The organism is Salmonella sp. SSDFZ54 (genome assembly GCF_004010735.1).
Lineage (GTDB): Bacteria > Pseudomonadota > Gammaproteobacteria > Enterobacterales > Enterobacteriaceae > Salmonella > Salmonella enterica.
Genome location: NZ_CP034819.1, coordinates 2,952,305 through 2,972,339, shown reverse-complemented (window position 1 = coordinate 2,972,339; position 20,035 = coordinate 2,952,305). Strand labels below are relative to the sequence as shown.

Here is a 20,035-nt window from a genome sequence, read left to right as displayed (position 1 = left end):
GATGAAGGATACCGCTATGTATGACAATCTAAAAAGTCTGGGCATTACCAATCCTGAGGAAATCGATCGTTACAGCCTGCGGCAAGAAGCCAATAACGATATCCTGAAAATCTATTTTCAAAAGGATAGAGGTGAATTCTTTGCTAAAAGCGTGAAGTTTAAGTATCCACGCCAGCGTAAAACGGTGGTGGCCGATGGCATCGGTCAGGGTTATAAAGAAGTACAGGAGATTAGCCCTAACCTACGCTATGTGATTGACGAGCTGGACCAAATCTGCCAGCGCGACCGCTCAGAACTCGATCTCAAACGTAAGATCCTCGACGACTTGCGCCATCTGGAAAGCGTCGTCGCGAATAAGATCAGTGAAATCGAAGCCGATCTGGACAAGCTTACCCGTAAGTAAGCTGTGTGTTGCCGGATGGCGACGTGTTACGCCTTATCCGGCCTACAGATATATCCCCGTAGGCCTGATAAGCGTAGCGCCGCCGGGCTTAACGCTGTTCATCCAATTGTAGCGCCACATACAGCAACAGCCGATCGTCAAAATTTCCCAAATCCAGCCCGGTCAGTTCCGAAATACGATTTAGCCGATATTCCAACGTGTTACGATGAATAAACAGCGCCTTAGAGGTCGCCAGCGGCTGGACATTATGGCGAAACCACGCCGTCAGCGTCCGACGTAATAACCCGTTGTTATCCATCGCTTTGAGTTTTACCAGCGGGCGCGCCAGCTCATTGGCCTGCCAGCCGCCACGCAGGCTATCTAACAGAACCGGCAGCATCAAATCCTGATAAAAATAGCTGCGGCTTTCTGGCATCCGCTGTTTGCCGACCATCATCGTGGTGCGCGCCGTGCGGTATGAGCGTGCAATACTGCCCGGCCCGGTAAAGTAATTGCCCAGCGCTACGCGAAAACGTAGCTGACCATTCTCTTTCATTCGCGAGATAAGCTGCTCTACGCGCTTACGATGATCTTCAGCATCCCAGCGACCAAACGAGTTTAAGGCGGGTTTGAGCACCACCATCTCGGTGAGAGAAACAATGGCTATCAGGTTGTTACGCTCCGGCGTGGTAAGCGCATTCTGCAACTGCTGAAGTTCCGCCATTGCGCTATCGACGCCAAGCTGGCCGCTATCGACTTCCACCACCGCCGCCACACGCGGCTGGTTCAAATCGATCCCCAAACGCTGCGCCCATTCCACCAGCGCCGGCGTATTTTCTTCGGCCTGAATCAGGTTCATCACCAGCTCTTCGCGCAAACGGCTATCCTGCGCCAAAAGGTGCATTAACCGCGACTGTTCCAGCATCATTTCGGCAGTCATACACACCAGTTCGCCATATTTACGCAGGTGCTCTGGTTCGCCGGTGAGGCCGATCACGCCGACAATTTCGCCCTCAAGGCGTAAGGGAAGATTAATCCCCTGACGTACCCCGTGCAGGTGTCGCGCCACGGCGTCGTCGATATCCACAACCCGGCCCTGCGACAGCACTAACAGCGCGCCTTCGTGCAATTCACCAATACGTTCCCGATCGCCGCTGCCGATAATACGCCCGCGGGCATCCATTACGTTGATATTGGTATCAATGATGCGCATAGTGCGCGCCACGATATCCTGCGCCATTTTGGTATCAAGATGCCAGCCAGCCATAAATCCCTCCTGTGAGCAGAGCACAAGCATAAGGAAGATGACAGGTCTCGACATTGTGCAAATGCACAAAACGGTGCAAATAAGTATGGAGTTGTGGGGGGTTTCACAGAAAAGTGTTGCCCCCTTCCATGGAGGAAGGGGGACAAAGGTGATTACTGCATCAGCAAATAAATAGAACTATCACCACGCTGAATATTCAGCGCCAGAACCGACGGTTTGCTGTCGAGAATCTTACGCAGCTCGGCGATATTTTTCACCGGCTGCTGGTTAGCGCCGATAATGACATCGCCTTTTTTGAGGCCAATTTGCGCGGCGGGTGAATTCGCTTTCACGCTGCTCACCACAACGCCTTTATCCTGGCCTTTATTGCTCATTTCAGCGCCTTCAATCCCGCTGAAGATGGTGCTGGAATCAACCTGACTCTGGCTGCTCTGCTGCAGTTCCAGATTAACCGTAATCGCTTTACCTTCACGCAGCAGACCGAGGCTGATTTTGCTGCCGACCGGCATAGTGCCGACCTGAGCGCGCAGCGCCGCAAAGCTGCTGATCGGTTTACCGTTCAGCGAGGTAATGACATCCCCGGCTTTGATACCCGCTTTCGCTGCGGACGAATTCGGCATCACCTGGCTGACGAACGCGCCACGCTGGGCGTCGACTTTCATCGCTTTCGCCAATTCGGAATTCAGCTCAGTCCCCATGATCCCCAGTTCGCCGCGTTTCACCTGGCCGTATTCCACCATCTGCGACGTCAGGTTTTTCACCATGTTACTGGGGATAGCGAAGCCGATACCGATGTTGCCGCCGTCCGGCGCCAGAATCGCGGTGTTAATACCGATCAGCTCACCGTTCAGGTTCACCAGCGCGCCGCCGGAGTTACCGCGGTTAATCGCGGCGTCGGTCTGAATAAAGTTCTCGTAATTTTCTACGTTCAGGCCGCTACGCCCCAGCGCCGAAACGATACCTGACGTCACCGTTTCGCCCAGACCAAACGGGTTACCAATAGCGACGGTATAATCCCCCACGCGCAGCGCGTCGGAGTCCGCCAGCTTAATCGCCGTCAGGTTCTTCGGATTCTGAATTTGAATCAGCGCGATATCAGAACGCGGATCTTTGCCCACCACTTTAGCATCGAATTTACGTCCATCGCTAAGCTGTACTTTAATCACGCTGGCGTTATCAACCACGTGGTTGTTGGTGACGACGTAGCCCTTCGCGGCGTCAATAATTACGCCGGAGCCCAGCGCCATGAATTTCTGTTGTTGACCGCCGTTGCCGCCGTTACCGCCGCCCTGGCAGAAGGGAGAATTCTGGAACGGAGAACCGTCCTGGCAGAACGGGGAGTCATCGCCAAAGAACTGCTGGAAATTACGCGGCATACGCGGCGTATTCACCGTGGTGCTACCTTCTACATTAATACTGACCACCGATGGCATCACTTTTTCGAGCATCGGTGCCAGGCTTGGCATCTGCTGGGCAGTCATTGCTGAAGAGGACGTTTCAGCCGCCGTGGCAGACAGAGGCGACAATGCCAAACCTAAACTCAGAGCCAGTGCACTCATTGCTAATGTGGTTTTTTTCATGTGTTTCAATCTCGATTAACAGGTAACGCAAAATTGCTGTGTACGTCAGATTCATTTTATAACGCGAAGTTCCGGAATAAAGTTTCTGGAAAAAGTAAAAATTTATTGTCCATCTTTACAAAAGTCCATTTACTGTTCGACCGCCATCAAACGCCGATATTCATCCCATGCGTAAAGGTCAGTCATCCCGCTGATATAATCCTGAATCAACCGACAGCGATAATAATATTCCAGTACCGGGTACTCCGCCGAATCCGTGGGTAATTTACTGACGACTTCCACGTAGGCCAAACGATGGCGCGTAGAAAGTTTCTGAAATAAGCGCGATTCTATGGGGAAGCGTTTCAACCGTTCTTTTTCCACCAGCTCGCGAAAGTCGTTAAGCGACAGGCTTAATAGCGGCTGATAGATATCTAATAACCCGCTGATCACCCGGTATCCCTGTAGTTCAAGCTGTTCTACATCCGGATGGCTAAACACATGTTCAACCGCCACATTCTTATAGAGTTCAAGCAGGCGGCTAAAACCGCTGGCATCTTCCAGCAACGCCTGATTGAAGGTACCGGCAAAAATCTGCGGCAAATTATCAATAAAACGCTGAGCGGCATAGGGCACCAGTTTATTTAATGTATTTACCCGTAAATACATAAAAAACTGATCTTCGGTACTGCGGCTTAATGTATTGGCGCGTGATTTTTCCCACGCATTTCCTACCACCAGCTCAAACAGCGAATCCTTCTCATGGTGGCCCCACGCGTGATATAAATGGTGATAAAGCTGCTCAACGCTAAAGATTCTTTTCTCTACCGCGTCTTCAAGATCGGCGACACAATAAGAAATATCATCTGCGGCTTCCATAATCCACGTTAATGGAAAGCGACTGTAAGGCGCTAACTGCAGTTCTTTACGTAACCTCGCAATATACTTCTCTTCAGAAAGATAATAGCCCGGTTTCTTCATTAAATAGCGATGGGAATCCGGCACCGGCCCTCGCCACCATGCCGGACGGGTATATTTTAAAATTCCGCCAACCTGCGCCCAGGTAAGATTCATCCGCATGAGCGTATGCACCAGACGAATTCCCTGTGCATTGCCTTCAAAATGGCAGATATCCTGACGTACCTTGCGGCGAATATCGTTCAGATTTTCTTCGCCTTCCTGTAACCGTAGAGAGGAAACCACACAACGATCATGCGTGAGCGGCTGACTTTCCGCATCTTCCGGATGCAGCCGCTGACGAAACCAGTCATTGATCGCCGCCTCGCCAAAATGACCGAACGGCGGATTACCGATGTCGTGCATCAGGCAGGCCATTTCTACAATACTTTCAAAGGGACCGGTCAGCGCGTCCAGGCCGTACTCCTCCAGTCGGTCTTGCTCTTTCAGACGGCTTAAAATCTCTTTCGCGATATAACGCCCTACCTGCTGCACCTCCATCGAATGCGTCAGGCGAGTACGCACCGCGGCATTGCGCTCCAGCGGGAAAACCTGCGTTTTTTGCTGCAAACGGCGTATAGCCGGAGAGTTGATAATCCGCCCGCGATCGCTTTCAAAAATCCGCAGGATCTCATGTTCCGTCTTTACGCCCTGCGGTGAACGATAACGACGATGCCAGTTAATTTTATTTCGGAAATCGATCGATGCCATATCCTCTCCCCGCCTGAGAAATGCGCTTCCCCATAAGCGCATGATAAACTATGCCCCCAAAACTGACTTATCGCGAGTAAATCTATGAAAATCGGCATCATTGGCGCAATGGAAGAAGAAGTTACGCTGCTGCGTGACAAAATTGACAACCGTCAGACGATTACGCTGGGCGGCTGCGAAATTTACACCGGCCAGTTGAACGGCACCGAAGTAGCGTTGCTGAAATCCGGCATCGGTAAAGTCGCGGCGGCGCTGGGCGCAACGTTGCTTCTGGAGCACTGCAAGCCGGACGTGATCATCAATACCGGTTCCGCAGGCGGTCTGGCGTCCACGCTGAAGGTCGGCGATATCGTCGTCTCTGACGAAGCGCGTTACCACGACGCTGATGTGACCGCTTTCGGCTATGAATACGGGCAATTACCGGGCTGTCCGGCCGGATTTAAGGCCGATGATAAGCTGATCGCCGCCGCGGAATCCTGCATCAGGGAGTTGAATCTGAACGCGGTACGCGGCCTTATTGTTAGCGGCGACGCGTTTATTAACGGCTCCGTCGGGCTGGCGAAAATTCGGCATAACTTCCCTGACGCGGTCGCCGTAGAGATGGAAGCCACCGCTATCGCACACGTCTGCTATAACTTCAACGTGCCGTTCGTGGTGGTACGCGCTATTTCTGACGTGGCCGATCAGCAATCGCACCTCAGCTTTGACGAATTCCTCGCGGTGGCGGCGAAACAGTCGACTCTGATGGTCGAAACGCTGGTACAGAAACTGGCGCATGGCTAAGCAAATGTTCAGGGCGCTGGTCGCCCTGCTGCTTACGCTCCCGGTGTGGCTTTACGCTGCGCCGCGCGTCATTACCCTCTCTCCCGCCAATACGGAGCTCGCTTTTGCCGCCGGGATTACGCCCGTTGGCGTCAGCAGCTATTCCGACTACCCGCCCGAAGCGCAAAAAATAGAACAGGTCTCTACCTGGCAGGGAATGAATCTGGAACGCATTGTGGCGCTGAAGCCGGATCTGGTCGTCGCCTGGCGCGGCGGTAATGCGGAACGCCAGGTAAACCAACTGACGTCATTAGGTATTAAGGTCATGTGGGTGGACGCGGTAAGCATCGAACAGATCGCCGACACGCTCCGTCAACTGGCCGCCTGGAGCCCGCAGCCGGAAAAGGCTCAGCAGGCAGCGCAGACATTGCTAAACGAGTACGCCGCGCTCAACGCCGAGTATGCCGGTAAAGCTAAAAAGCGCGTCTTTCTTCAGTTTGGCATGAATCCTCTGTTTACCAGTGGTAAAGGGTCTATTCAACATCAGGTTTTGACGACCTGCGGCGGAGAAAACGTCTTTGCTGACAGCCGCGTGCCGTGGCCGCAAGTCAGCCGTGAGCAGGTGCTGGCAAGGCATCCCCAGGCCATTATCGTGGCCGGAAAAGCGGGCGAAATTCTCAAAATTGAACAATACTGGGGAAACCTGTTAAAAATTCCGGTTATTCCGCTTAACAGCGACTGGTTTGAACGCGCAAGCCCGCGTATTATCCTCGCCGCAAAACAACTCTGTAATGCGCTTTCACAGGTGAATTAGAGCCTGTCTTACCAGGCTCCCAGTGGGGATTCGACAATGCTCGTCTATTGGCTGGATATTGTAGGCACGGCTGTATTTGCTATCTCTGGCGTGTTGCTGGCCGGGAAATTACGTATGGACCCGTTCGGCGTCCTGGTGCTCGGCGTCGTTACTGCCGTCGGCGGCGGGACAATCCGCGATATGGCGCTGGATAACGGCCCGGTATTCTGGGTTAAAGATCCTACCGATTTGGTCGTCGCCATGGTCACCAGTATGCTGACCATCCTGCTGGTTCGCCAGCCAAGACGTCTGCCGAAATGGATGTTGCCGGTACTGGATGCGGTCGGGCTGGCGGTATTTGTCGGCATTGGGGTGAATAAAGCCTTCCTCGCTGAAACGGGGCCATTAGTGGCTGTCTGTATGGGCGTGATTACCGGCGTCGGCGGCGGGATTATTCGCGATGTTCTGGCACGCGAGATCCCCATGATCCTACGCACCGAAATCTATGCCACGGCCTGTATTATCGGCGGGATTGTTCACGCCACCGCGTTTTATACGTTTTCAGTACCGCTGGAAAGCGCCAGCATGATGGGTATGGTCGTCACGCTGTTCATTCGGCTGGCGGCCATTCGCTGGCATTTGAAATTGCCGACGTTTGCCCTGGATGAAAACGGACGTTGATATTGTTTTGCCCGATGGCGCTACGCTTATCGGGCCTGGAACATCTTTCCTGTCGGCCGGATAAGACGCTCGCGTCGCCATCCGGCACAACGAACAGCAATCAAATGCTGAAGGAAGAGCCACACCCGCAGGTACTTTTCGCATTCGGGTTGGTTACAATGAAGCGGGAACCTTCCAGGCCTTCGGTATAATCGACCGAACCACCCACCAGATACTGCAAACTCATCGGGTCAACCACCAGGCCAACGCCCTGTTTTTCGATGGTCATATCCCCTTCGTTAACCTGATCGTCAAAGGTAAAACCATACTGGAAGCCGCTGCAACCACCGCCGGTGATATACACGCGCAGTTTCAGATTCGGGTTATCTTCGTCAGCGATAAGACTTTTTACTTTATTCGCTGCTGCGTCGGTAAACTGCAGCGGCAGCGCTACGTCATCACTCATATTTTGCTCCAAACGACATCGGTAATTGGATAAATTTTCACCCAATATTGGCAGTCATTATCTAATACCCTGGTAATTCGTTCAAGTATTCTCGCCCGCAGGCGCATTCTGGTTTTTCGCCGCCTGTTCCGCATCCTGCTTCGCCAGAGTGCGCGCCAGGATGGTTGAGTATAACGGTTTCCCGCCCAAAAACTGGGCTAATAGTGTCGCGCCAAGACAGGTGATAATCATTGGCAAAATGAGCTGGTAGTTATCGGTCATCTCCAGCACCAGCACAATCCCCGTCAGCGGGGCGCGCACCGACGCCGCCATCAGCGCCCCCATCCCGGCAATCGCAAAGGTACCGGCCTCCAGGTGATACTGCGGGAAAAGCACTGCCGCCGCCATACCGAAGGCCGTACCAAGCAGCGTTCCCAGCGCCAGCATCGGGGCGAAAATGCCCCCCGGCGCGCCGGAAGAAAAGCAAAGCAGCGTCGTGACCACCCGGGCAATAAAGATGAACAGCAGTAGCCCGACGCTAAAATTACCTGCCGCGGCGATAGGAATAAGGTTAAATCCGCCGCCTGCCGCTTCCGGCTCAATCAACCCCAGAATACCGCACAGGCCGCCGATCGCGCCGCCCATAAGCACCCATTTTTTAATTTCGCCGCCATGAAAGCGCTGAAACATATCCTGGGTACGCAGCACCAGCGAATTAAATACCGGCCCGACGCAGCCAAAAATAATACCGAGGATAAGGTATAACCACAGCGTGTTAACCGGCGCATCAGACAGTTTGCCGACTTCAATAATCGGCGCTTCGCCGTTAAATATGCGGAACACAATGCTCGACATGATGACGCCGGTAAACACCGCTTTAATCGAAATCAGGTTGTAGCGAAACTGCGGACGCATCTCTTCAATAATAAACAGGATACCCGCCAGCGGCGCGTTAAACGCTGCAGAGAGCCCCGCCGCCGCGCCGGTCGCCAGCAACGTATGCCGCGCTTCGGCGCTGCGCATACGAAAAACATCCAGCACCATGCGCCCCAGGTTGCCCCCGATTTGCACCGTTGGCCCTTCGCGCCCTAATACCATTCCTGCGCCCAACGTTCCCATCCCACCGATAAATTTCACTGGCAACACGCGCCACCAGCGCACCGGACGTAGCTCCTCCAGCGCGCCTTCAATTTCCGGGATACCCGAGCCGCCGGCTTCCGGCGCAAATTTTCGCACCAAAAAGTAGCCGACCATCGCCAGTAACGCCGAAAGGATAAAGGCCAGCGGCCAAAGCAAAAACGCATGGTCCGCGACCTGAACCAGCGCGCCAATGCGCATGTTTTGTACCCAGGAAACGGCCTTTTCAAAGGCGACGCCAACCAGTCCGGTAAGCGTGCCGACAACGGCCGCCATGAACAGAATGGCCAGCGGCGTTTTATCCCGCTGCATTAACCGGCGAATCTGATCTCTGCGCCGTAAACGCACAATTTGCTGAGCTAAAAAGGTGGAAGTGTCTGTTTTCATCAGAAGATCATTAATTAGTAATACAAATCTAAAGTCGGCATTCTACTCGCCAACGCCGCGAAAATCCCCTGCAAATCGTATTGTTTCAAATGCGTAAAACTTTCATAACCTTCTCTGAATAACTTAGAATAGCGGGTATTCACTTTTTCTACGAACCAGGAATCTTTCCATGAGTAAGTCTGAAAATCTCTATAGCGCGGCCCGCGAGCTGATCCCCGGCGGCGTGAACTCCCCTGTTCGCGCCTTCACTGGCGTGGGCGGCACCCCGCTGTTTATCGAAAAAGCGGACGGCGCGTATCTTTATGATGTCGATGGCAAAGCGTATATCGACTATGTCGGTTCCTGGGGGCCAATGGTACTGGGGCATAATCATCCGGCTATCCGCAATGCGGTGATCGAAGCTGCGGAGCGCGGTTTAAGCTTCGGCGCGCCAACCGAAATGGAAGTGAAAATGGCGGAACTGGTCACCAACCTGGTGCCGACCATGGACATGGTGCGCATGGTGAACTCCGGCACCGAAGCGACCATGAGCGCGATTCGCCTGGCGCGTGGTTTTACTGGCCGCGATAAGATTATCAAATTCGAAGGCTGCTACCACGGCCATGCCGACTGCCTGCTGGTCAAAGCCGGTTCTGGCGCGCTGACGCTTGGTCAGCCGAACTCGCCGGGCGTGCCGGCAGATTTCGCGAAACATACGCTGACCTGCACTTATAACGATCTGGCGTCAGTACGCGCGGCGTTTGAACAATATCCGCAGGAAATTGCCTGTATCATCGTCGAACCCGTGGCGGGCAATATGAACTGCGTCCCGCCGCTGCCGGAATTCCTGCCGGGCCTGCGCGCCTTGTGCGATGAGTTCGGCGCGCTGCTGATTATCGACGAAGTGATGACCGGTTTTCGCGTTGCGCTGGCCGGAGCCCAGGATTACTACGGCGTCGTGCCGGACCTGACTTGTCTGGGTAAAATCATCGGCGGCGGGATGCCGGTAGGCGCGTTTGGCGGTCGTCGCGATGTAATGGATGCGCTGGCGCCGACGGGCCCGGTTTACCAGGCGGGCACCCTTTCCGGCAACCCGATTGCGATGGCGGCCGGTTTCGCCTGCCTGAATGAAGTCGCCCAGCCCGGCATTCATGAAACGCTGGATGAGCTCACCACCCGTCTGGCGGAAGGTTTGCTGGAAGCTGCCGAAGAAGCGAATATTCCGCTGGTGGTTAACCATGTCGGCGGCATGTTCGGGATTTTCTTCACCGACGCTGAGAGCGTAACTTGCTATCAGGACGTGATGGCGTGCGACGTGGAACGCTTTAAGCGTTTCTTCCACCTGATGCTGGAGGAAGGCGTATATCTGGCGCCATCGGCGTTTGAGGCGGGCTTTATGTCGGTCGCACACAGCATGGACGACATTAATAATACTATTGACGCCGCGCGTCGGGTGTTTGCGAAATTGTAAAAGAGAACGTCCAAAAACAACGTAGGCCGGGTAAGGCGAAGCCGCCACCCGGCTTTTTTTTGGTTCATCGCAGGTTAGCCTGAACCGCACCAGACAACCTAAAGCTCATCAATAATATACTGAAAGCTACAGGTCGACGTGAACTGCCCGGAGCCAATGTTGCTGGTGTTCACCGCCACATTAATGTCATGAAGTTCAACATCGGTTATCGGATGATCAACGGCGCTGGTCGTGACGCTCGACTGGTCGCAGCCCAGCACATTGAGCGTAATACCCGATGAGACAAAACGGCAATAAGCGCCACGGTTGTCAAATTTGCTGCCATCGCACAGTTTCCCCCCCTCCATCAAATAGGTATGTAACGTGCGATTCACCGTGCCACCAGTGGCATCAAGCATGAGGGTTGTTTTCTGTTTCGAAACGTTCGCATCCCAGGAGATATCAAAAGTATCAACGGGAACTTTCGGGCAAACTGAACTGCGCGTATCCGGCGGGGAATACGTTTCGTTAGTGATAAAAGCGGTAGCAACGATATGGCTCGACGCCAGCCAGGGGCAACCATAATCATCGCTTTGTACCGTAATCTCCAGGGTAAAAGAGCCACACCCCCTCCAGTTCGAGGGAAGATTCTTGCACGCAGATCGCGAAACAGTGTTATCAAAATCCTTCAATACAACCTTCGGCGCAGGTTCTGGCCCAGACCAGGAGTCTGCGGTTAGCGTTTCTCCTTTACGATGTCCCGAAAGGTTCCAGGAGCCATAGTACACTCCCTCCGGAGTCGCTATCGTCACCTCCGCCACAATAGATTTGTCGCTATTAGGGCCAATACCATAATACATCGTGGTGCTTGAAAATGTCGCTTTCAGCATGGGTCCCGCCGCTATTGAACGGCAACAAACGACCACCAACAGTAAAAATAAAATCTGTATGTTTCTCATCATAAATACTCAAATGTAACCAGGGCGCTTGCGAAGAACGTTCCCGGAACCAGATCTTCGCCAGGAAGGCGTTGTACCCAGGCATTCAGGCTTAGCGCGTTATTCCCCGTCACCAGCGTGAATATCGCACCCTCTTCATCGTTCATGCCCACGGGAACGCCGGATAGCGTTTCAATACCAATCCCGATCCCGGAAGCGCCTGAGTGGCTATCGAGGGCCAGGATACCGCGCATTCCGGTCGCTTCGGTTCCAGTGAAAGTCACCTGCACCCCGTTACTCAGCGCCGAATCGCAATCCGTGAGCTCAAACACTAAAGGCTTACGAGCAGACTGGCCGTCGGGAGTGAAATCAGAACTGTCAAGCGACGAAAAATTGACTTCGGCAATCCCCGTCCCCTGCATCGTGAGCGTGCAAGGACTGGCCACCAGGCTACCGGAAAAATGCAGGTTATCTGCCGCTGAGACCGGCAATATCAGCGCCCCACAGAGGATGCAGGCCGCGCCGTGTAATAACGCCTGTCTTTTAGCCATTACTGATAATCCACCTGTAATGTTGCCGTCGCATCGAAGCCGCCTTCTTTCAGCGAAGCACCGCTCTTTTTAACCGGTATGGCTTTCAGAACAGGTATCGATTGCTCATTCACCGTAATGGTGGACCCCAACGTAAAGGGTTGGTCGTTCTGCCTGAGTTCAATCCCCAGCCCCGCCACGCTGGTGTTTACCGCCGCCGGATTAAAATCACTCACGGAACCGCTTAGCGTCAGGGTCATCGCCATCGTCTCATCGCGTACCGTTGAATCACAGGTGATCTCATACGGAACATTCTGCGCATAACGCGTACCATCTATTTTATTAATCAGCAGGTTACCGAACTCAACGTCGATCGTCTGATCATTGTTAATCGTACAATTCGGCGGTGAAATTAATGTGCCGTGAAACTTAAGGTTCTCAGCCGACTGCGCGGCAAAACTGCTGCTTATTAACACTATCAAAACTATTTTTTTCATTGGTAATCCACCACCAACGTGGCGCCTGCGTTAAACGCGCCACCTGTTAACGTTACGCCATTATTTTTGACGGGAATTGCCTCAATGGCCGGACCGCTGCCGCCGCTGTATTGAAATGACAACCATTGCGTATTGCCGGGTGAAATCAGCGCGCCATCCGTGGCGGTTTGCAGGCGGATACCCAATCCATCGATATCGGTTTGCAATACCGACTCGCCATTGATAGTCACCGCATTCCCCTGAATCTGTAACTTCAGGTAATCGCTCACTCTGCCGTTACAGCTCAGGCGATAGCCCACCGCCTGCCGGTAATTCACCCCGTCCACTTTCGTCGTCAACACATTGCCAAATTCCACCTCACCGCCGGTCACAGTACAGGGCGGCGCGGCATTAACGACTATCGTCAGCGTCATGTTGACCGTCTTACTTCCCGCTGCCAGCGGCATACTGACCGCACTCAGCATGGCCGCACACGTTACCGTGCCCAGCCGTAACCGCCATTGCCTCATCTTGCGTCTCCTTGTCGGTTACGACTTTCTGCTTTTTGCTTCATCTACCGCACAACTGTTGTCAGTACAGTTAAAAATCAGCGGTAACCGCGCGCCATAATCGTTGACGTAAGTCAGCACAGGCGAGCGACCTAATTCACTGGCGTCCCCTCCCAGCGTCACGTTGCTTTTTGGTGCAATCACTAATGGGCTAAAGCCTCTGGCCGGTGTGCCGTCCATGCGGCTGCTGGCGTTGCTTAACACCACGTAGTAACCGGTCGGATTGCTCACCTGATAGCCATTGCCCTGACGCTGAAGGGTGATCTTGTATTGCCATGGATGCTGCATATCGATTTTCGATAGCGCCTGCGGGCGGTAAAAAACTTTAATGCGCGTTTGCAGGGCGATTTGCAGCGTATTGGGCTTGTCGCTTTGCGGCGGAATTTCGCGCACGTTGTAATAAAAAAGGGTTTCCCGATCCTGGGGGAGCGACGCCAGCGCCGGCATCCCCTGAATTTTGACCTGTCCGATTGCCGACGGCTCAATGCGCTGGACCGGTGGGACGACGATTAAAGGTGAGGTGATTTTGACGCCCTTCTCATCTTCCACCCAGGACTGCGCCAGATAGGGCAGTTTGCTGTTGGCGTTTTTCAGATCGACGCTTATCGATTTATCTTCGCCGCGAAACACCAGGCGGGTGCGATCGGGCGCGATGGCGGCCTGGGCGCTACCGTAGCCGCCCAGTAAAAGCAGCAAAACAGCGGCCAGGTTATAACGTTTTAATGGCATCATGAATGCGATTTCCTGAATCAATGTGTTGGATAACGAGAAGAGAGCGCTTCGGGTTGCGTTGAAGACGTCAGCCGCTGCGTATGAAGCTGGAGTAATGGTTTCTCTTCGGGCTGCGTTGCCTTAGGTGATGAAGCGTCGCCGATGCACGGCAGCAGCAGGCCGCTAAACAGATCGCCCGGCAGCGGATCGGGCAACGCCGCTTCACACTGCGTTTTACCTTCCCATGTCACCTGCAACCGCTCGCCGGGGTTAATGCCGATCAGATAAACACTGCCGTCTTCACCTACGATCCCTAACTGTTGCTGGCGACTGTTGTAAACCTCCGCGCCGAAGGGCGGCGTACCGCCATCGCGCAGGCGGATACTGGCCATGGCTTTTTTACCGCTGAGCACCTCCAGGCGGCGATAACCGATCGCCCCTTCCGTCAGGGTCGCCTGAGCGATGGAGAGGGTTGCTTCCGCGTCTTCCGGCAACTGGGTAATGTCGATTTTCACCTGGTTGCGGTAGTAGTCGTTGACGTCGACAATGACGGCTTTACCAAACGCGTTGGTATATACCGGTGTGCTGTAGCCGGAGATGGGTACGTTCGCTTCATCGCCGACATCCACCATCAGCCGCGAGCCGCCGTTGACGCTGGTGCGGTGCAGCGCCCCGCCTTTAGCAGTCAGCGTCGCGCCGCCCTGGATGTTCAGCCCGCCGGAGGTATAGTCGCCTTCCTGATAGTTCGCACTGACGTCAATGTCGGCATAGCTCGCTTGATGACGGTAATAGCCGTCGAGAGTCGCGCCGTTATCCGCGCGGCCAGCGTTGATCTGGTAGTTATTGCGATCGTCAATGCGCTCGTAATAGCCGACCTGATTGCTGTTGTTGTCATCGCTAAAGGAGCCGTTGTAGCTCAGCGTGCGGTTGTTGCCCCACGGAATACTGAGCGAGACGTACACGCCGTCATCACGTTCATTGTCATATTCGTTGCGAAAACCGTTCACCGACAGACTGATCCCGCGCACCTCGCCGACATCGAAATAGTGCAACAGCGTCAGGTTATAGCTGTCCTGGTTAGGTTGATTCCAGTAGGTGCGATGGGTGTAGTTGATATAGGCGTTGACGTTTATTGCCGAAAAGTTCTGGCTGTACGTCAGGGTATACATCTCTTTATCGTGGCCGGTGCGCTGACGATCGTTATCGTCATTATGCGTATCGATAAACTCGTCCATCGTCATGTAGTTTTCTTCGGAAAAGCGATAACCAGCAAACGTCAGACGGCTGTCTATATCATCAAAATCTTTAGCGTAGCTGGCACGGAACGAGTTACCCTGAATGGTGCCGTCGCCGTAGGCGCTACCCTCTGGCAGCGTCGCACGGGAATGGGTGACATCGACGGAAAACGCGCCCAGCAGCGCCAGATCGCGCCCCAGTCCTAACGCCAGCGCCTGATAATCCTGCTCGCCGATGGCGCCGCCGTACAGCGACCAGCCGTTAGCGATCCCCCAGGAGGCTTCGGCTGAAGTGAAAAAGCCGCCTTCCATATTGTGATCCCAGTCCTGCGGTCGCCCGGCTGCTAACTTGTAGCGCACCTGGCCGGGACGGGTCAGAAACGGAATGGAGGCGGTGCTGACGTCATATTCCTGCACCTGACCGCTTTGTTCTTCAATTTTGACGTGTAGATCGCCGGATACCGTTTCATTAATGTCCTGAATGCGAAACGGCCCTGCCGGGACCTGCGACTCATAAATCACCCGCCCGCGCTGGGTCACGGTGACTTTGGCGTTGGTGCGCGCCACGCCTGATATATCCGGGGCGTAGCCGCGCAGATTAGGCGGTAACATCTGATCGTCGGTAATAAGGCTGCCGCCAACATAGTTAAAGCCGTCGAAAATATCGGATTCCAGCGATCCTTCGCCCAGCGTTAGCTGTGCCCGGAGCTGCGGGATCGCCCGCCAGGCGTAATAGCGGTTCCAGTCCCAGTTCTGTTCGGAACTGGAGCCAAAGTTGTCTTTATCTTCGCTGTCATTTTCGTGACGATAGTTAGCCTGCCAGTCCGCGCGCAAACGCCACGCGCCGAGGTTGGCTCCCACCGTGCCGTTGCCGCTGATGTCATATTCATCGCCATCATCATGTTCAGCATGTCGCCACTGGCTGTTAACGTTGTAGTCAAATAACACGCCGGGAATCCCTTCATCCCAGCGGGAAGGTGGATCCCACTCTTCATCGCTGTATTCCAGATAGGCCTGCGGAATAATCACCGTCAGCGTTGACTGGCTTAAATCCGTTTGGGTTTCCATCCCTTCCAGTTGATCTGGTTGCAGACACTGACCGGCATTTATCCAGATCATTTTATCTGCTATTTCAGGTTTTAACCCCAGCAGCGATACCAGTTCAGGCGATAAACAGGGATATGTATTATCAGGATCGTTATTATCAACGGAATACGTAATAATATTATCCTGGGCAATTTGACTCTGATTGACCAGCACCTGGAGATGATAGCTCCCCGGCATAATGTAGCCTTTACGGGAAAAACGGGAGAGATCCAGGCTGGCATCATCTTTAACATCAAGAAATCGGGTATTAAATTGAATGGGCGCTTCCGCGTAGCTATTTTCCGGACCGACAGCCAGAACAATACCCACCACGGCCGCAAGCGTGCTCAGACGAAATTTTTTATAGTGAGCCATCAGACAATCTATCCCTGAAATATATAATCTATTTTTTTACTTTGAGCATTATCCTGCGGCAGACTGCCGCAGGATGATATTTCACTTACAGATAGCTGATCGTGAAGTTTACGGTGCTGCTGAATTCGCCGGTATCGATAGTGGTGGCAGCGGAATCGCCTTTCACCCAGGCTTTGAAGTTAAGAGTCTGTTTCGCCGCCGCAACGCTGCCGTTCATCGTCAGGTTTTCGCTGTAAGCGTCGCCCAATTTGATCGCGGAACCCAGGTGGTTGCCGATAACAATGCTGGAACCCGCCATTTCGCCGCCGCCGATACGCATCAGCGCAACGCTGCCCGGATTAGCGCTGGATTCGTTACCGATGGCAGAGAAAACGGTAGACGCTTCTTTCTCAGTGGTGAATGCGCAGTTTTCCAGACCGATATGGAAATCGACTTTTGAAGATTCTTTACCGCCCATCAGAGAACCGGTACCGATATGGCCCAGGTTAACGGTCTGGTGTTCGTCGCCAACCACGATTGAACACGGTGAATCTTCAATAGTACCGGTAAAAGTAACCGTACCAGTATTACTGCCCGCAGCATTGGCAAAGCTGGAAACACCCATAACCAGTGCGGCAGCAACCGCAGCTTTTACTGCTGTATTCATTTTTCATCCTTATTAAAAGTTGGTGAGTATTTTTACGCTATTCACATGGAGCTATACTCAATACCCCATGTTTATATGGGTAGATATATATTATATGACGAGTTATGAAATTCCCGATGCAACATTCAAAAGAAGCAAACAACACGTTAATAAATAACATCCCTTAGGCGCGGCAAAGTATTTTCCATTAAAAACCCAAAGACAAGCGTTTTTTATTTAAAGGATCATCAGCATTAAATAATAAATATTTTTTACCGTTCAAAAAACAAACAAAGCAAGCAAGACGGGAGAGCCAAAAAAACAATAAACATGTCAAAATGAATAAAAAAAGATCAGAATTACAGTACTGAATGTATAGCAATGACGCATAAGATTTATTTTTGGTATAAATTCCATTAAAAAAATCAAAAAATGCTAAGTTACATTTTTTTTGTTTACTCGTGGCAATTAATTTATTTTAATAGAGTTGTTTTTTATTACTTCGATAAAAAAACAATATTTTATTATCAAAGTTTATAATGAAAACTTATTATTAAATTAAAATTGATTTACGAGATGCATTAAAGATGCGGCATCCACATCTTAATATTTAAAAAGGCTTAATACCGAAACCGGTAATTCTTATTATTGGATAGATCATGCCGCAATTTATCATCAACGTTTCGGGCCTGGATATGTTGAAATTAGTCACCCTGTTCAGGATACAGCGGCGCGCCACTGAAATAGCACATGACTTATCGATACAGAAATAACACCTGCTTCTTGCTGAACATACAAGCAGAGTTCCCTCGATAAAACGTGACAGGACAGCTTTCGCACGCTGATAGCGTTCAGCGATTTTTAGGTCTACAAAATATTGCCACAACATATTGATATTGTGTAATTTGTAGGTCGGGTTGAGCATGGCTGCCACCCGACATAAATGTGGCACAGCTTTTTTACCGGCTCTGTTTACGTAGCAAATAGATAAAGTACGGCGCGCCAATAAAGCTTGAAAGCAGTCCCGCCGGGATCTGATACGGAAATAGCGCCATCCTGCCGCACCAGTCGGCAAAGACCAGTAAAACGCCCCCTGCCAGCGCCGAGATGACCATATGCGGCATCGTCCGGCGAAAACCAAGCATCCGCGCAATATGCGGCGCCATCAGTCCAACGAAACTCAGCGGCCCAATGGTCATCGTCGCGGTTGCCGTCAAACAAGCCGCCAGCGCCAGCAGCGCGATACGCGACGGCGTAAGCGCCATGCCCACCGCGCGCGCAGCATCGCCGCCCAGAGGCAAAATCGTTAACCAGCGGCGACACAACGGCACAATGGCCAGCAAAATCACCATTACGATCGCGGTTCGCGTAACCTGCCCGCCAGTGGCGTTATAGGTAGATCCTGCGATCCAGGTCAATACTTCCGCCATCCGCGGGTCGCCGCTCGCCTGGAGCATCATTAGCAGCATGGTAAACGCGGTGCTGAGCGCCATCCCCGCCAGCAACATCCGTTGCGGCGAGAAACCGCCGCGCCCGGCGGCTATCATAATAATCAACAGTGTCGCCGCCGCGCCCAGGCTTCCGGCGGGCAGTAGCCAACCGAAGGCATTCCCCGGCACCAAAAACAGCATCAACACCACGCCAAACGCGGCTCCGGAACTGATCCCCAGCACTTCCGGACTGGCCATTGGATTACCGGTCAGACGCTGAATAATGCAGCCCGCCACCGCCAGCATGACGCCCGCCATTAACGCCGCCAGTATCCGCGGCCAGCGCCACGGCATCAGTTCTTCAAGCAGCGTTCCGCTCGCCCACGTCCAGCCGTGCGCGTCGCGACCAAAAGAGAGCGCGACCCATGTTGCCAGCAGCAGGAGCGCGCCACCGGCAACGGCAAAAGCGAGGACATGCCGACGCTCCGCCGCCACACGATCGCTGGCGTTCATATCCGGCGCGCTCATGCTTTTAAGCCGCGGCAGCAGCCACAGGAGCAGCGGCGCGCCGATTAGCGCCGTCACTGAACCGGTGGAAACTTCCATCCATACGCGGGTGAGCCAAAGGATAATCTGATCGGATAGCCACAAAATAAGCGCCCCAATGAGCGGCGCCAGCATCAGGCGCGCCAGCAGACGTCTTGCGCCAAGCATTTTCGCCAGCAGCGGCGCAAACAGGCCGATAAAACCGATAATGCCCACCGCGTTGACCAGCAGCGCGCTCAACACAATCGCCAGCGACAGCGCCGCCAGACGCGCTAACGACAGCGCCAGCCCCAGATTACGCGCAACGCCGTCATCCAGCCCCATCAGCGTCATCGGGCGTAACAACAATAACGTGAGCATCACACCGCCCAGCAACTGCGGCCACAGACGCTGCACGCCGCTCCAGTCGGTTTGCGTCAGCGTTCCGGTGCTCCATAAAAACATGCTTTGCAACTGATCGTGGTGGAAAATCACCAGTAACTGGTTGATTGCGCCACAATAGAGGCTGACCACCAGCCCAGCGAGGATCAGGGTCACTGGCGACAGACGTTTGCCCCACGCCACGCCGAACACTAGCGCGCCGACGATACAGGCTCCCGTCAGGGCGGCAAACTGTGTGGTCAGCGCGCCGGGAATCGCCCATAGCGTAGTCACCGTGATCCCCAATTGCGCGCCTGTCGCCACGCCCAGCGTGGTCGGTTCCGCCAGCGGGTTACGCAATACTTGCTGGAACAGGACGCCTACCAGCCCAAGTCCCGCGCCCACCAGTAGCGAAATCGCCAGTCTTGGCAGCAGGCTGTAATGAAAAATCATCTGCTCAATGATGTCGATATCCGGTGACCAGATAGCCTGTTGCCACTGGCTGCGCGGTAGCGCAACGGAGAAGTTAACCCATGTCAGCCAGCAGGCGGCAACAAACAGCAACGCCGGATGGCGGCTTCGCCTTATCCGGCCTACAAAGCGCCCGAACCGTAGGTCGGATAAGGCATTTTTCGCGCCACCATCCGGCATTTCACGTTTTCTGC

The 20,035-nt window shown here is 53.5% G+C and carries 18 protein-coding genes; 5 read left to right on the top strand and 13 right to left on the bottom strand.

Annotation, left to right across the window (positions count from 1 at the left end):
* Positions 1–16 precede the first annotated feature (16 nt).
* A complete protein-coding gene (locus tag EOS97_RS14685) occupies positions 17–403 on the top strand; it encodes a DUF3461 family protein (protein ID WP_000272193.1) in 387 nt (128 codons plus the stop codon).
* 88 nt (positions 404–491) lie between these two features.
* Here EOS97_RS14685 and cdaR read toward each other — a convergent pair whose 3' ends face one another.
* The 3 genes from cdaR to dgt all read right to left on the bottom strand — a co-directional run bounded on the left by cdaR (position 492) and on the right by dgt (position 4,876).
* Positions 492–1,649: a DNA-binding transcriptional regulator CdaR gene (gene cdaR, locus EOS97_RS14680; protein WP_000929420.1), complete on the bottom strand. Its 1,158-nt coding sequence runs from the start codon at positions 1,647–1,649 to the stop codon at positions 492–494.
* Between the two features lie 152 nt (positions 1,650–1,801).
* On the bottom strand, positions 1,802–3,229 hold the full coding sequence (gene degP / locus EOS97_RS14675) for a serine endoprotease DegP (protein ID WP_000753958.1): 1,428 nt from the start codon (positions 3,227–3,229) through the stop codon (positions 1,802–1,804).
* Positions 3,230–3,358: 129 nt separating this feature from the next.
* On the bottom strand, positions 3,359–4,876 hold the full coding sequence (dgt, locus tag EOS97_RS14670; RefSeq protein WP_000146444.1) for a dGTPase: 1,518 nt from the start codon (positions 4,874–4,876) through the stop codon (positions 3,359–3,361).
* An 84-nt stretch (positions 4,877–4,960) separates the two neighbouring features.
* Between dgt and mtnN the strand changes: the two genes are divergently transcribed.
* From mtnN to EOS97_RS14655, 3 genes are read left to right on the top strand one after another with little or no spacing between them, the layout of a single operon-like run.
* The gene (mtnN, locus tag EOS97_RS14665) at positions 4,961–5,659 is read left to right on the top strand and encodes a 5'-methylthioadenosine/S-adenosylhomocysteine nucleosidase (protein ID WP_000689822.1); all 699 of its coding nucleotides are present in this window, start codon (positions 4,961–4,963) and stop codon (positions 5,657–5,659) included.
* Positions 5,652–6,452 (top strand): vitamin B12 ABC transporter substrate-binding protein BtuF, encoded by an 801-nt coding sequence (gene btuF / locus EOS97_RS14660; RefSeq protein WP_001118838.1) that lies wholly within the window; start codon positions 5,652–5,654, stop codon positions 6,450–6,452. The genes mtnN and btuF overlap by 8 nt, the downstream gene beginning before the upstream one ends.
* Before the next feature lie 36 nt (positions 6,453–6,488).
* The gene (locus tag EOS97_RS14655) at positions 6,489–7,112 is read left to right on the top strand and encodes a TRIC cation channel family protein (protein WP_000964234.1); all 624 of its coding nucleotides are present in this window, start codon (positions 6,489–6,491) and stop codon (positions 7,110–7,112) included.
* A 100-nt stretch (positions 7,113–7,212) separates the two neighbouring features.
* On the opposite strand, the gene erpA is transcribed toward EOS97_RS14655, so the two are convergent.
* A complete protein-coding gene (gene erpA, locus EOS97_RS14650; RefSeq protein WP_001278668.1) occupies positions 7,213–7,557 on the bottom strand; it encodes an iron-sulfur cluster insertion protein ErpA in 345 nt (114 codons plus the stop codon).
* An 81-nt stretch (positions 7,558–7,638) separates the two neighbouring features.
* Entirely contained in the window at positions 7,639–9,060 is a 1,422-nt protein-coding gene (gene clcA, locus EOS97_RS14645) for a H(+)/Cl(-) exchange transporter ClcA (protein WP_000845428.1), read from the bottom strand.
* Positions 9,061–9,229: 169 nt separating this feature from the next.
* Here clcA and hemL point away from each other — a divergent pair, with 169 nt between their 5' ends.
* On the top strand, positions 9,230–10,510 hold the full coding sequence (gene hemL / locus EOS97_RS14640) for a glutamate-1-semialdehyde 2,1-aminomutase (protein WP_000045249.1): 1,281 nt from the start codon (positions 9,230–9,232) through the stop codon (positions 10,508–10,510).
* Positions 10,511–10,608: 98 nt separating this feature from the next.
* On the opposite strand, the gene stfH is transcribed toward hemL, so the two are convergent.
* From stfH to fhuB, 8 genes are all read right to left on the bottom strand, one after another.
* A complete protein-coding gene (gene stfH, locus EOS97_RS14635; RefSeq protein WP_023165784.1) occupies positions 10,609–11,448 on the bottom strand; it encodes a fimbrial adhesin StfH in 840 nt (279 codons plus the stop codon).
* Positions 11,448–11,978: a fimbrial protein gene (locus EOS97_RS14630; protein ID WP_001129322.1), complete on the bottom strand. Its 531-nt coding sequence runs from the start codon at positions 11,976–11,978 to the stop codon at positions 11,448–11,450. The genes stfH and EOS97_RS14630 overlap by 1 nt, the downstream gene beginning before the upstream one ends.
* Positions 11,978–12,454, bottom strand: coding sequence for a fimbrial minor subunit StfF (gene stfF, locus EOS97_RS14625; protein ID WP_000725047.1), 477 nt, complete (start codon positions 12,452–12,454; stop codon positions 11,978–11,980). The genes EOS97_RS14630 and stfF overlap by 1 nt, the downstream gene beginning before the upstream one ends.
* Complete coding sequence (locus EOS97_RS14620) at positions 12,451–12,963, bottom strand: fimbrial protein (RefSeq protein ID WP_001250311.1); 513 nt, start codon at positions 12,961–12,963, stop codon at positions 12,451–12,453. Before EOS97_RS14620 ends, stfF begins: the two co-directional genes overlap by 4 nt.
* A gap of 18 nt (positions 12,964–12,981) precedes the next feature.
* The gene (gene stfD, locus EOS97_RS14615; RefSeq protein WP_000982730.1) at positions 12,982–13,734 is read right to left on the bottom strand and encodes a fimbrial chaperone StfD; all 753 of its coding nucleotides are present in this window, start codon (positions 13,732–13,734) and stop codon (positions 12,982–12,984) included.
* Positions 13,735–13,751: 17 nt separating this feature from the next.
* Positions 13,752–16,409: a fimbrial biogenesis outer membrane usher protein gene (locus EOS97_RS14610; RefSeq protein WP_000951664.1), complete on the bottom strand. Its 2,658-nt coding sequence runs from the start codon at positions 16,407–16,409 to the stop codon at positions 13,752–13,754.
* A gap of 85 nt (positions 16,410–16,494) precedes the next feature.
* Positions 16,495–17,055: a fimbrial major subunit StfA gene (stfA, locus tag EOS97_RS14605; protein ID WP_001090554.1), complete on the bottom strand. Its 561-nt coding sequence runs from the start codon at positions 17,053–17,055 to the stop codon at positions 16,495–16,497.
* Between the two features lie 938 nt (positions 17,056–17,993).
* Complete coding sequence (gene fhuB / locus EOS97_RS14595; RefSeq protein ID WP_001805118.1) at positions 17,994–20,021, bottom strand: Fe(3+)-hydroxamate ABC transporter permease FhuB; 2,028 nt, start codon at positions 20,019–20,021, stop codon at positions 17,994–17,996.
* Positions 20,022–20,035: the final 14 nt, after the last annotated feature.